The following is a 12,221-nucleotide window of genomic DNA, read 5'->3' on the forward strand; positions in this document are numbered from 1 at the left end:
GGTATTTGCAGTGGCGAATTAATCAGGGAAGTAGAGAATAGAGAGTAGGGGTATGTTGTAAGCTGAGGTTATCAGTTAATAATTATTCAATTAAATCACGGGGTCTTTCTTTTATGCGGTTGCGTTCACTCACGGTCGTTTTTATTTCATGTCTGATTACTTTTCTATCGTGGGTGATTATTCCCCCAGCTGTAGCCCTGACACAGATTAAACTATTTGATGTCTCATATAAAGATTGTCCACCAGAACTAGCACAAGGGGCTGTTATCAGTAGTGGTAGCGCTGCTGCCAATTGTTTTCTTGTCGTTGGCAAAGCAGAAAATGGCACTAACAAAACAGTCTACGACGCAGATATTTTTGGACGTATCTATGATGCTAATAATGACTCGGTGATGCAAAACCGCACTCGCTTAGGCTCCATTACTGAGGTACCACCAGGTATTAGCGATTTTGAATTGAGAATTTCTGTACCTGCGAATCAGCCTACTCCGTTGAAGCTAAAACAGTTCAAGGCTGCGGGGTTTAGCGGTCAAGTGCGTAAGTAATTCTTAATACTCGCCAAAGGCGAGAAGCAAGCTACGTAATTCGTAGTACGGCTAGCTAATTAGAAACCCTGTAAAAAATCGTAGAGACGCTTGTATACTTAACGTCTCTACACAATTCTTTACCAAGGTAGTAATCAAAATCGTTCTATAAGGGCAGGCTAGCTGGAATGGCACTCAGAAGGCTACTAACTAGATTGAGTGCTAAGAAAGCTAAGATCGGCGAAAAATCCATACCGCCCAATGGGGGAATAATTGAGCGGAATAGATTCAGATAAGGATCGGTTATCTGGGCTAAAGCGGCAAATGGTTGGTTATACCAGTTGATTGTCGGGAACCAGGTTAGCAAAACCCGGATAATTAGCAAATAGCTATAAAAGGTGACAAAGGTAATTAGTGTTGTAATCAGTAAACTCATGGATAGCTTTGTTTCCTACTAGGTGTCAAACGCGGTCTTATGTTTTAATTTTAATTTAGTCCAAAGTCAAAAGTGTTTGCGGATTTCACCTTTACCACACTTGACACTTTCACCACGCCTAAACAAACTTCAGGAGTCTTTAGTGAGGGAGCGATCATTGCTTGGTTGGGGTGAACTACTATTCACGTTTCCTAGTTGATTTCGCACTTCATCTATTGTGGCATTTAGCTGGGCAATTTTATCTTCTAGCGATCGCCTGGCCGTTTCTATGCCGATGCTTTCGCTTTCTGAGGCTTTCATCTGACGCCGCTTTGCTGCTATTTTTTTCGCTTCGGCTTGACTATCTGTCAGTTCTGTCTCCTCTTCTATTAGCAATTCTGGCTCGCGTCGAGAAGCAATCAGTGCCCCGATAACACCGCCAAATACGCCACCAACAAACGCCCCTGCTACAAAACCACTGCCAAAACCATCTCGCTGACTCATATCTTTACCGCCTTCAACAAACCTTGCAACTTTTACAGTAGTTATGCTATTTCCTGCCCTAGCTGCATACTAGCTTAAGTCCCAAAGATGCGATCGCCTGCATCTCCTAATCCCGGTACAATATATCCCCTACTGTCGAGTTTTTCGTCAATAGTAGCGGTATAAATTATTAAACCTGGATAAGCTTCACTTAATTTTTGTAAAGCTGGTGGAGCTGCTACTACACAAACAATCCGCGTCAGGGCTGGGTCAGCACCCCGTTGTGTCAATTCTGCCATTGCTGTCATGATCGATCCTCCGGTTGCCAACATTGGATCGGTAACTAACACTCGTGTTTGGGGGTCAAATTTTTCTGGTAACTTGTTCAGATAACAATGAGGTTGTAGTGTCTCTTCATCTCGTGCCAAACCAAGGTGGTAAATCGATGCTAAAGGCAGTAAAGTCTGCGCTCCCTCTAGTAATCCTAGCCCAGCCCGCAGAATCGGCACTACTGCCATAGGCACTTGCGGATCGATTACCGTTGCTGCACAGGTATCTAAGGGACTCTGTACTGCTGTTTCTTGAGTCGGCAACCAGTCTCGTGCAGCTTCATAAGTCAGCCATCTTCCCAACTCAGTCATGGCACTGCGGAACAATACTGAAGGCGTGCCTGCATCACGGGCAACTGCTAGCCAGTGCTTGATCAGGGGATGGGGTGGAACATAAACGCGCAATTGTAGCGTCATAGCCAGAAATAGGCGCCTTTTGATTGTATAAGAACTGAAACACCATAATACTCTTTCCTGCATCCGGCTGACAGCTTAAAATTGACAATCTCAAGTTTATTGATAAAATTTTTCATTAATAGTTGACATTAATTCTCAATCAAGGCTATATTTTTATAAAGTGTTCTCCTCTCTTTTAAGGATCGGCAGACGGGATTAGCCAGCAGTAGCAGGCTCGTCCCTCTTTTTTTTTGATTAGTCGTTGGTCATTGGTCATTTGTCATTAGTTAAATTAAATATTGATTTGACTCTAGACAAAGGACAAATACTTCTCTACGAAACGTTACGCGTTAGCGGAGCTTTCGCTTTAGCGATACGCTCAGTACAAATGACAAAGGACAAATGACAAATGACAAATGACGCGATCGTAATTGGGTCTGGGATTGGCGGATTAGTAACAGCGACCCAGTTGGCGGCGAAGGGTGCGAAAGTGCTGGTACTGGAACGTTATTTGATTCCTGGCGGTAGCGCTGGTTATTTTGAACGCCAAGGCTATCGATTCGATGTTGGCGCATCAATGATTTTTGGACTGGGACACAACGGTACTACCAACTTACTCACCCGTGCATTATCAGCTGTAAATGTCAGCCAAGAAGCGATCGCAGATCCGGTACAGATTCACTATCATTTACCCCAAGGTTTAGACTTGAAGGTTGACCGGGTTTATGAAAAATTTTTACAAAATCTTACTGCTCATTTTCGTCATGAAGAACAAGGGATTCGTCGCTTTTATGACGAATGCCAAAAAGTATTCAAGTGTCTCAACAGCATGGATTTGCTGTCGCTGGAAGAACCTCGGTATTTACTGCGCGTATTTTTCCAGCATCCTTTGGCGTGTCTCGGTTTAGCTAAGTATCTGCCGCAAAATGCTGGAGATGTGGCGCGGCGCTACATCAAAGACCCGCAATTATTGAAATTTATTGATATGGAATGTTATTGCTGGTCGGTGGTTCCATCAGATATGACTCCTATGATTAATGCTGGAATGGTCTTTTCTGACAGGCATTATGGCGGAGTTAACTATCCCAAAGGCGGAGTCGGGCAAATTGCCCAAAAACTAGTCGAAGGTCTAGAAAAGGCTGGAGGTCAGATTCAGTACCAAGCTAGAGTCACCAAAATTCTTATAGAACAAGGAAAAGCGGTAGGTGTGCAACTGGCTAATGGTAAAATATATCGGGGTAAACGCATAGTTTCTAATGCTACACGCTGGGATACATTTACACAATTATTACCAGTAGAAGCAATGCCGAATAATGAGAAAAAATGGCAACAAAACTATGAAAAATCTCCAAGCTTCTTGAGTTTGCACATGGGAGTAAAGGAGTCAGTTTTACCTGCGGGGACAGAGTGTCACCATATTTTGCTGGAAGATTGGGAAAAGATGACAGCAGCAGAAGGCACAGTGTTTGTTTCGATTCCCACACTGCTTGACCCAGATTTAGCACCAAATGGATATCACATCATTCATGCTTTTACGCCTCACTGGATTGATGATTGGCAAGAACTTTCTCCAAGTGAGTACGAAGCAAAAAAAGAAAAGGCAGCTTGGCGAATTATTGACCGCCTAGAGAAACTTTTTCCCGGTTTAGATGCCGGATTGGATTATTTAGAAGTGGGAACACCGCGCACCCATCGCCGCTTTTTGGGTCGAGAAGATGGCACTTATGGGCCAATTCCCCGGCGTAAGTTGTGGGGGTTATTGAATATGCCTTTTAATCGCACAGCTATTTCAGGACTTTATTGTGTAGGGGATAGTACCTTTCCGGGTCAAGGGTTGAATGCAGTTGCTTTTTCTGGGTTTGCTTGCGCCCATCGCATTGCTGTAGATTTAGGATTTTAATTACAGAAACAGCCTATGCAAAAAACCTAGTAAGCGGATAACTTTACTAGTGAAGCTGATAGCTACCCTAACAATCTGAGTAACTCTCAATACGGTTTGTTAAGAAAGTTATCTGTTAAAGCGAGTTTTTTGAGCGAAGGTAGAGGAAAGTGCTGGGGAAGCAAAAGTATTTAAATTTAATCTCTTCACTTTAAGAGCCTCCAAACTACCTCCCCAGCCTATCTAAACCGTATTGAGAGGGGTAGCAAATACAATCAAAAAGTTACTAACTTTAGTGATTTTGCTAACACAATAGTTAGCATTATTACTCATTATCTGGTATTTTTCGGTGCTGAAAATTAGCTAACTCTGATTCTAAAGTCTCTTCTAAAGTATCTAGAATCGCTTGGGGATCGACAGCTTCTTTCATTATTTGGGCTTGCGGATCGGGGCGATTTTTAACATTGGGAATATCTTGGCGTAATTCTTCAACTAAAGCGATAAGTTTTGCGATTTTTTGCTCAGAGAGGAGGTTAAGCTGAAGGCTAAGTTGCGCCCGTTGCTCTGCTAATTTTTCCTGACGCTCTTGTTTTATCAACACCCCTGCTGTTACTAACAGGGAACCTGCGGTCAGTGAAAATTGTAGCCAAGAAAATGGCGGGGGATCGAATCTTGATATGCCTAAACGTCGTGGTAAAACATTGGGTGTTACCCATAGAATAATTCCTAACAAGATGCTATATAGGAATACCGGACGACCAAAAAAGGCTGTTACCGTTTCTACAAACCGTTGATGTTGAGGTACGTCTTTTTCATAACGTTTGTGCAGGGCAATAATAGTCTCGATATTTTGACTAATCGCTTCCGGCAATGGGGCTGTGGGCAAAATGGTTTGGCAAGGTGCTGAAGATGATACTTGCGGTGAATCTTTTGGATTTGGTTTATCTTGGGAAAACATAGACAGTTTTCTTGTAGTACTGATTTCTCTAAATCAATAACTCAAGTTTTAGCTATATATGTATACTTTTAGGTAGAAAAATACATGAAAGTACCTATAGACAGATTCTGCCAGATTGCTATTGCTGTTGAATCAAGCAGAGATATTGAAACAGAATTCATAGGATCGCATTTATTGTTTTAGTATTGTATTGAGAATAAACGCCTCAATGATATCTTGAGATTTTTGCTCTTGATACCTGACTTCAGTTGACGTACTGAACGAAACAGGTTTCGCACATGGTCTATATAGTAATTTTGACAATGCTTTAGCTGCTGAAATATAATTTAAAAATTTTGTAGCTTGTAACCAGCGCAGTTACTAAATAGAAATTATGTTGATTTGTTAAAACTATAGTTGATTCCATACTTTTTAGATATGTCATTCTGATGTCAATGTTATGTCAGGATAAAACTCATTTTTATGTGGTGTGCCTATCGAATATCTACTGTAGATTTCGCAATAAAAGCCTTCAGTGACACAATTGTGGCATTGCGGCTCACGCCGGAGAAACAGTCATCAGCCGCGATACGCAAATGCATTCGTGGTGGATGCAATAGCTTACGCCACGCTCAAAATCGGTTCGGTTGGTTCTTTACCTTGCCTTTTCACTGCAATTTACAAAATTTTTCATAATTGTGCTTTAATGGTGGGCGGCTTTTGTTAGTTCAAGAATTTTCCTCACACACAAAGCGATCGCTGATGCTACTCACACACAAAGAAAACATTGTAAAATTTAGTTGGCTTCTACCCAGTTTCTTAAGCTTGCTGCTGCTTGGCTCCACTGTTAAAGCTAATGGTGCGGTCGCTAATTGGCATTTTGATAGCAATCGCAATCATCTGGACTTCACTACAGATGAAAATGTTCAACCGAAGGTACAACTACTTACCAACCCGACTCGTCTGGTAATTGATTTGTCTGGAGTTACATTAGGATATCCACAGACTAGTCAAAGAGTGGGGCCAGTAATTAAAGACATTCGCATCGAGCAGTTTAATGCAGAGACTACCCGCATGGTAGTTACTTTAGCACCAGGTTACACCTTTGATTTAGCACAGGTGCAACTGCAAGAGGAATCCCCTAATCATTGGTCTGTGCAGTTACCTAAGCCAATACGATTGACTGCAACCCAGCCGCAATATTTAGAAATAACTCCGAGTATTTCTCCAAGAGTGAATGATAATAGCACTCTCTTTGCTGGCGTGGTTCCAATGCATTCACCAATGAAAGTGCTGGAACCACAAATTAAAGCCTTGATGAGTCGCTACAGCTTTCTGAAAACAGGAATGTTTTTCCTGGATTTGGATACTGGGGATTATTTGGATATTGGAGGCGATCGCGTTTTCCCTGCTGCGAGTACAATCAAACTGCCAATACTCATCGCCTTTTTCCAGGATTTAGATGCTGGTAAAGTTACCCTTCAGGAAAACCTGACGATGCGGCGCGATTTAGTTACCAATGGTTCTGGAAGTATGCAATATGAACGCGTTGGGAAGAAGTACACAGCTTTGGAAACCATCACTAAGATGATTACCATTAGCGATAATACCGCCACCAACATGATTATCGATCGCTTAGGTGGAGCGGCGAAACTAAATCAGCGCTTTCGTAGTTGGGGACTGAAAGACACAGTAATTCGCCATCTTTTAGCTGACTTGAGAGGAACCAACACCACAAGTTCTCAAGATATGGCGCGGGTGCTGGCTTTAGTTGTGAATAACAAGTTAGTGTCGCCCCAGAGTCGGGAGCAAGCCTTAGATATTCTGCGTCACACCACAATTCACACACTGCTTCCCGCCGGTTTGGGGAAAGGTGCAGTTATCGCCAACAAAACCGGAGATATCGGCTTTCTCATCGGCGATGCAGGATTTGTAACTATGCCCAATGGTAAGCATTACCTGGCGGCTATCTTTGTCACTCGTCCTTATAAGGACACAAGAGGGAGAGACTTTATCCGTCAAGTTTCCCGATTAGTTTACGATTATCTGAATCAGCCGAATCCGGTTGCTGCGGTTGATTCGCCTAATAGTGTTACGAGATAGGAGTAGGGCGCACAGATAGCTGCGCATTAGTGTCAACTTAAGGTTAAAGCCAGTCTAGAAAAAGCTTTTAGCAGATTATCTCGTTCCCAGTCATCAGACTGGGAACGCCCCTCATTGAGGCTCCGCCTCCCAACTCGCGGCAGAGCCGCTAAGAGTAGCATTTCCAGCTAAAGGCTGAAAACGAGATTTTAAAAGGGTTTTGGCTGAAGTTTACATCAATGACAGCTGTACGTCCCTAAAGTAATTAGATAATTGTGATTTTACTTGCGGCTTTAGTAGCCTTTTCCCTAGCCTCTTGGACATTCACACCTTTCGCCAAAGCTACGCCCATTCGCCGATATGGATGAGCATTAGGTTTACCAAATAATTTAATATCTACATCTTTTTCCGACAAAGCATCGGCGACACCACCAAAAGCAATAGAATCAGATTTTTCTGAGGCTAAAATTACTGCACTGGCTGATGCTCCTAGCTGTTCTATATGAGGAATTGGCAAGCCTAAAATAGCTCGTAGATGTAGTTCAAATTCATTGAGATTTTGTGAGATTAATGTCACCATTCCCGTATCGTGAGGTCTAGGAGAAAGTTCTGAAAAAATCACTTCATCTTTAGTAATGAAAAATTCAACGCCAAAAATTCCGGCTCCTCCTAAAGCATCAGTGACTTTTATAGCTATTTCTTGGGATTTTAATATTTTATCTTCAGAAATTTCTGCGGGTTGCCACGATTCTTGATAATCGCCTCTTTCTTGGCGATGACCAATGGGAGAACAGAAAATTGTCGGTGCATTCCACTGTTTAATTGTCAGTAAAGTTATCTCAATTTCAAAGTTAATAAATTCTTCTACAATAACCTTTTGACTGTCTCCTCTAGAATTAGCGATCGCATAATTCCAAGCTTTCTCAACTTCACTCTTATTCTGCACTACAGATTGACCTTTTCCTGATGATGACATCACAGGTTTAACAACATTGGGAAAGCCAATTTTATCCGAAACTGCAATCAATTCTTCTAGAGTTGTTGCATAACCATATTTAGCCGTTCTAATGCCCAATTCTTGATGTGCCAGTTCCCGAATCCTGTCACGGTTCATTGTATAGTTAGTAGCAGCCGCAGTCGGAATAACTGTAATTCCTCGCTGTTCAAATTCGATGAGTTTTTCTGTTCGGATTGCTTCAATTTCTGGTATAATAATATTTGGCTGATGTTTTGTCACTACAGCTTCTAAATCATCAGCACTGAGCATAGAAATAACTTCATAAGCATCAGCAACCTGCATCGCTGGAGCATTGGCGTAGCGGTCAACGGCAATCACATAATTACCAAGACGTTGAGCCGCGATCGCAAATTCTTTGCCTAGTTCTCCTGAACCCAGCAACATCAATTTTTGGGGCAACTTAATACTCATTAACTTATCCAGGTCAAGATCAATTCAATCATCTTATAATTTTTTGCGTTTCCATTACTAATTTCTCAATAATTAAATATTGCTTTGCGTAGTTCTAAATCTTGACGTTGTAGAGGATTTAAACCAATACCTACGCCAAACTGACACTTATCTACTAAAGTCTCTAACCAAATAGTCTCATTCAGAGTTGCACCTCGCAAATCTGCATTTCTCAAGTCGGCTTTCGTAAAATTTACAAATAAAAGGTCTGCATTTACTAAACTACTACCTTGGAGATTTGCTTCTGACAAATTTCCTCTGATGAAGTTGACACCATCTAAAATTAAACCAGATAAATCTGCACCCATCAGATTAGGAAACTTTAGCTGACTGGGATATTGAAAAAACCGCATTATACAGATGATATTAGCTTCATTTAGTTTCATTTTAGTTAAAAATTCATAACGAGCGATACCCAGTTGCTTAAGAATCTGTAGACGTTGTGGGGGACTTTGTTCTAAAAACTGAATAGCTGTATAGCGTAGGTCTTGAGTAGAGATATTTAACATGATTTTCAGATGGTTGTGATTTTTGTGTTAATAAAAAAATAACAAATAATAGATAATATAGCAGTGTTAAAGCATTCATCAGAAAAATAGGTTTGAAACCCCGTGCTTCACGCAATGCTTTCAAGTAATGATTTTGGAGTAATGAGTAGATGAAAAATAGGTATTTACTCATTACTCATTACTCATTACTCATTACTCTAGAATCACTGCGCCTAAAGGTCGGTAAGGATGTCAAAAAAAACATAAACCCCAATTTATTTGATAAATTGAGGTTCTAAGTTTATTGATAACTACCGAGCTAACGTTATGCTAATAATGCTTTCGTAGCAGACTCGCCTGCTAATTTCACTTGCCTTGTCAACTGCAAGTTTAACCATCCTAGAAAAGTTAACTCAGCGAGGAATGCCATAAAAATTGTTGTCGTACTAGAGCCTTGTATCCCAGCCCAAGGAAAAGTTGAAAACAGCCATACAGTAGACATCACAGTAGACACCTGTGATGTGATGCCGATAAATTCTAAAATTATCGGTGGTAGGAACACTGCTGCACCGATAATCCGAATTGCCCAGAAAGAACGTTTGGGAGTTTTCAGTAAAAGTATCAATTGGGCGATGGTAGCGTAAATCATGATTACGCTGATAGACAAAGCTATAGCTAAAAGTACTTTAAACCTGTCAACATCGCTACCCAGCCAAGTTTGGCCATTGTTCGTATCAAAAATAGATGTCACTGAAATCCAAATTAGCCAGGGGATAGTAATAATTGTAAGATTAATTGCGATCGCCACGAGTGCAGGGCTTTTTTCAGCCCAAATTAGATCCTGCCAAATACTCTTGCGGCTAGAAACTCCTTGATGTCGATATCTTGCCCAATCTTGTACATCTTGACGGTGAGGCGAAAGAACTGCAATTAAACTTAAAATCAACACCAAGTTGTACGATGCTAGCAAAATGTAATTTTCCCCAACTTGTCGATCTAATGTGTAACTGTTTTCACCAATTTGTAGAGTAAAGCCCCAGATCATCAACTGGCAAAACGCTACTAATAAATAACTTTGTTTTTTACTAATTATTGAGGCTTGAGGGTTACGGAAGCAACGTTTAAGAATTTGCAAAATTCCGTAACTGCACAATCCCAAATTTAATAAATGAAAGCCAACAACACTAATAATATTCCTCCCTAATGGTAAATAGAAAAACTGCAATTTTTTAATATCAGAGCCACTGGAGAGATTAAACAAGTTAGGAAATAGATAATTAGTTGTATCCCAAGGATTAAAAAGTCTAAACCAAGCAGTTGCATGATTTAAACTGTTGTTATAAGACGATGCAAGTAACATCGTTATGAACAAAAACACAAAAATTATACCACTAACTAACAAACCTAACAAAGGCTGAGAACCACTAAATGAACGACTAAATAAGCTAAGTAGTAGTGCAGCACTGTAGAAGAAAATACAGCTACCAGCAAGAATTGCATAGTAAGCCAAAATGTAACTAAAAGCAATTTTGGCAGAAAGCCCAGCCCATAAATGTAAAGGAACTGCTACTAAAATCATCAGATAAATTAAACTCGGAACTCCTAGCAACTTGCCAGTCAATATACTTGTTTCTGATTGGGGACTAAGACGGATAAAGTTGAGTGTGCCGCGAGTTTCTTCTTTAGCGAAATCATTGATTAGAAAATAAGTTCCTGCAACTAGTAGTGTAAATATAAAAATTACACTAAATGTTAAAAATATATATTCCCAATGCTCTCGCCACCACATCTGCCAATTGATTTGATTTTGGGGACAAAAAGTTGTGGAAAAGAATTTATTTAATTCATCGATTTTAGATTGATTTGATTCTTTGAAAACCTGTGTTTGTTGCGGTTCATATATTTGGCGTAAAAGACAGTATTTACCAGTTAGGGAGTATTTATGATCGGGAGGATTACTTAAATGATATAAAATAACTACCAGTTGCAATAGGAAAGATGTCACAACTGCGATCGCTACATTAAAAAATTTAAATTGTCCTTTGAGTTCGCGAAATAATTGCGGATTCCAATCGCCGATTTTGTCTATTAAATTGAGCATAGGATAAAAAAATTCTCCAAAAATAGTGAGTGAGATTTATTGATGAATCAAGATGCTTGTTTGTGACCTAATTTTAAGAAAATACTTTCTAAGTCTTCTTGCGTGCAGTGAAAATCAGTTAAAGGAATGCCCGCTTTGATGAGCGATCGCAATAACTCGGCACTATCTTCATCTTTGCCGGAAAAATTTACCCGCACACTGTTTTTTCCTGATATAACCTCCCATTCTTCTACTAAAGGATGATGTTTAAGTTCGTTCAAAAGTGTCTCTAAGTTTCCTAGAGTTGATAACACAATTTGCTGATGGGCTAGACGTTGATAAAGTTGCTGTAAGGAAGTACTTTCTACTAAGAAGCCAAGTTCCATAATTCCTACAGAAGTACAAATTTCCGCTAGATCGCTGAGAACGTGAGAGGAAATGATGACAGTCATTCCAGCTTCTTGCAAAGCCTTAATAATTTCACGAAAGTGCATCCTCGCAATCGGATCGAGACCAGAAACAGGCTCATCGAGTAATAGTAAAGTTGGTTCGTGGATAATAGTTCGCGCTAAACTTAAACGCTGTTTCATTCCCCTCGACAGAGTAGAAATCTGACTATTGCGTTTATTACCAAGTTGAATAAGTTCTAAAACTTCATGTAAGCGTTTAGTGCGGCGCGGTTCTCGCAAACGATATAAACGCGCAAAGTAATCTAAGTAATCCCAGACTGTCAAATCCTCATATAGTGGGTAGTCATCGGGTAAATAGCCAAGATGACGCTTAAGTTTGAGGTTACTGCTGTCACGGATCAGGCGATCGCCATTAATATAAATCTCACCCGTAGTTGCTTCCTCAGCAGTCGCCAACATTCGGATGAGAGTTGTTTTACCCGCGCCATTCGGCCCAATCAGTCCATATACTTCCCCCGCCTGGATTTCTAAATCAACATCATTGACAGCAACGTGTCGGTCAAATTGCTTAGTGAGTCCACGGGTGCAAATTGTTAATTCTTTTACCATCGCTGCTAGGGTGCGGCTTGTAATTAACCGCTAACCTAACTTTTTTTACAGCTTTTGTCAGGATGGTTTCCAAAATTGAAACTATAGCAGTTGCCAAGTAGATTAGGACATAATGACAAGC

At 40.6% G+C, this 12,221-nt stretch carries 11 protein-coding genes; 3 read left to right on the forward strand and 8 right to left on the reverse strand.

The features are described 5' to 3' along the window. Positions 1–113: 113 nt before the first annotated feature. Positions 114–545, forward strand: a complete 432-nt coding sequence (locus NSTC731_RS33805) for a biotin carboxylase (RefSeq protein ID WP_322702877.1) — start codon at positions 114–116, stop codon at positions 543–545. Positions 546–690: 145 nt separating this feature from the next. On the opposite strand, the gene NSTC731_RS33810 is transcribed toward NSTC731_RS33805, so the two are convergent. From NSTC731_RS33810 to upp, 3 genes are all read right to left on the reverse strand, one after another. After that, positions 691–960 carry a YggT family protein gene (locus NSTC731_RS33810; RefSeq protein WP_322671822.1) on the reverse strand — a complete coding sequence of 90 codons (270 nt, stop codon included), beginning with the start codon at positions 958–960 and terminating at the stop codon, positions 691–693. Between the two features lie 129 nt (positions 961–1,089). Beyond that, a complete protein-coding gene (locus tag NSTC731_RS33815; RefSeq protein ID WP_445628776.1) occupies positions 1,090–1,443 on the reverse strand; it encodes a hypothetical protein in 354 nt (117 codons plus the stop codon). 74 nt (positions 1,444–1,517) lie between these two features. Beyond that, complete coding sequence (gene upp / locus NSTC731_RS33820) at positions 1,518–2,168, reverse strand: uracil phosphoribosyltransferase (RefSeq protein ID WP_445628777.1); 651 nt, start codon at positions 2,166–2,168, stop codon at positions 1,518–1,520. Between the two features lie 388 nt (positions 2,169–2,556). On the opposite strand from upp, the gene crtH reads away from it, so the two are divergent. After that, on the forward strand, positions 2,557–4,047 hold the full coding sequence (crtH, locus tag NSTC731_RS33825; RefSeq protein ID WP_445628778.1) for a carotenoid isomerase: 1,491 nt from the start codon (positions 2,557–2,559) through the stop codon (positions 4,045–4,047). 304 nt (positions 4,048–4,351) lie between these two features. Here crtH and NSTC731_RS33830 read toward each other — a convergent pair whose 3' ends face one another. Further along, entirely contained in the window at positions 4,352–4,984 is a 633-nt protein-coding gene (locus NSTC731_RS33830; protein ID WP_445628779.1) for a DUF1003 domain-containing protein, read from the reverse strand. A 741-nt stretch (positions 4,985–5,725) separates the two neighbouring features. On the opposite strand from NSTC731_RS33830, the gene NSTC731_RS33835 reads away from it, so the two are divergent. Continuing rightward, entirely contained in the window at positions 5,726–7,066 is a 1,341-nt protein-coding gene (locus NSTC731_RS33835) for a serine hydrolase (RefSeq protein WP_445632235.1), read from the forward strand. A gap of 244 nt (positions 7,067–7,310) precedes the next feature. Here the strand turns inward: NSTC731_RS33835 and purT are convergent, their stop codons facing one another. The 4 genes from purT to NSTC731_RS33855 all read right to left on the reverse strand — a co-directional run bounded on the left by purT (position 7,311) and on the right by NSTC731_RS33855 (position 12,100). Next, a complete protein-coding gene (gene purT, locus NSTC731_RS33840) occupies positions 7,311–8,474 on the reverse strand; it encodes a formate-dependent phosphoribosylglycinamide formyltransferase (protein WP_445628780.1) in 1,164 nt (387 codons plus the stop codon). 65 nt (positions 8,475–8,539) lie between these two features. After that, the gene (locus NSTC731_RS33845) at positions 8,540–9,022 is read right to left on the reverse strand and encodes a pentapeptide repeat-containing protein (protein WP_445628781.1); all 483 of its coding nucleotides are present in this window, start codon (positions 9,020–9,022) and stop codon (positions 8,540–8,542) included. Between the two features lie 304 nt (positions 9,023–9,326). Beyond that, on the reverse strand, positions 9,327–11,102 hold the full coding sequence (locus NSTC731_RS33850; protein ID WP_445628782.1) for an ABC transporter permease subunit: 1,776 nt from the start codon (positions 11,100–11,102) through the stop codon (positions 9,327–9,329). A 47-nt stretch (positions 11,103–11,149) separates the two neighbouring features. After that, positions 11,150–12,100 carry an ABC transporter ATP-binding protein gene (locus NSTC731_RS33855; RefSeq protein WP_445628783.1) on the reverse strand — a complete coding sequence of 317 codons (951 nt, stop codon included), beginning with the start codon at positions 12,098–12,100 and terminating at the stop codon, positions 11,150–11,152. Positions 12,101–12,221: the final 121 nt, after the last annotated feature.

The sequence above is a fragment of the Nostoc sp. DSM 114167 genome (genome assembly GCF_052692655.1).

Bases quoted from the DNA above. Each gene is read 5' to 3' on its own strand.
- crtH (WP_445628778.1), top strand. From the start codon at position 2,557: ATGACAAATGACGCGATCGTAATTGGGTCTGGGATTGGCGGATTAGTA.
- NSTC731_RS33850 (WP_445628782.1), bottom strand. From the start codon at position 11,102: ATGCTCAATTTAATAGACAAAATCGGCGATTGGAATCCGCAATTATTT.
- NSTC731_RS33830 (WP_445628779.1), bottom strand. From the start codon at position 4,984: ATGTTTTCCCAAGATAAACCAAATCCAAAAGATTCACCGCAAGTATCA.
- NSTC731_RS33835 (WP_445632235.1), top strand. From the start codon at position 5,726: ATGCTACTCACACACAAAGAAAACATTGTAAAATTTAGTTGGCTTCTA.
- NSTC731_RS33845 (WP_445628781.1), bottom strand. From the start codon at position 9,022: ATGTTAAATATCTCTACTCAAGACCTACGCTATACAGCTATTCAGTTT.
- upp (WP_445628777.1), bottom strand. From the start codon at position 2,168: ATGACGCTACAATTGCGCGTTTATGTTCCACCCCATCCCCTGATCAAG.
- NSTC731_RS33855 (WP_445628783.1), bottom strand. From the start codon at position 12,100: ATGGTAAAAGAATTAACAATTTGCACCCGTGGACTCACTAAGCAATTT.
- NSTC731_RS33815 (WP_445628776.1), bottom strand. From the start codon at position 1,443: ATGAGTCAGCGAGATGGTTTTGGCAGTGGTTTTGTAGCAGGGGCGTTT.
- NSTC731_RS33810 (WP_322671822.1), bottom strand. From the start codon at position 960: ATGAGTTTACTGATTACAACACTAATTACCTTTGTCACCTTTTATAGC.
- purT (WP_445628780.1), bottom strand. From the start codon at position 8,474: ATGAGTATTAAGTTGCCCCAAAAATTGATGTTGCTGGGTTCAGGAGAA.
- NSTC731_RS33805 (WP_322702877.1), top strand. From the start codon at position 114: ATGCGGTTGCGTTCACTCACGGTCGTTTTTATTTCATGTCTGATTACT.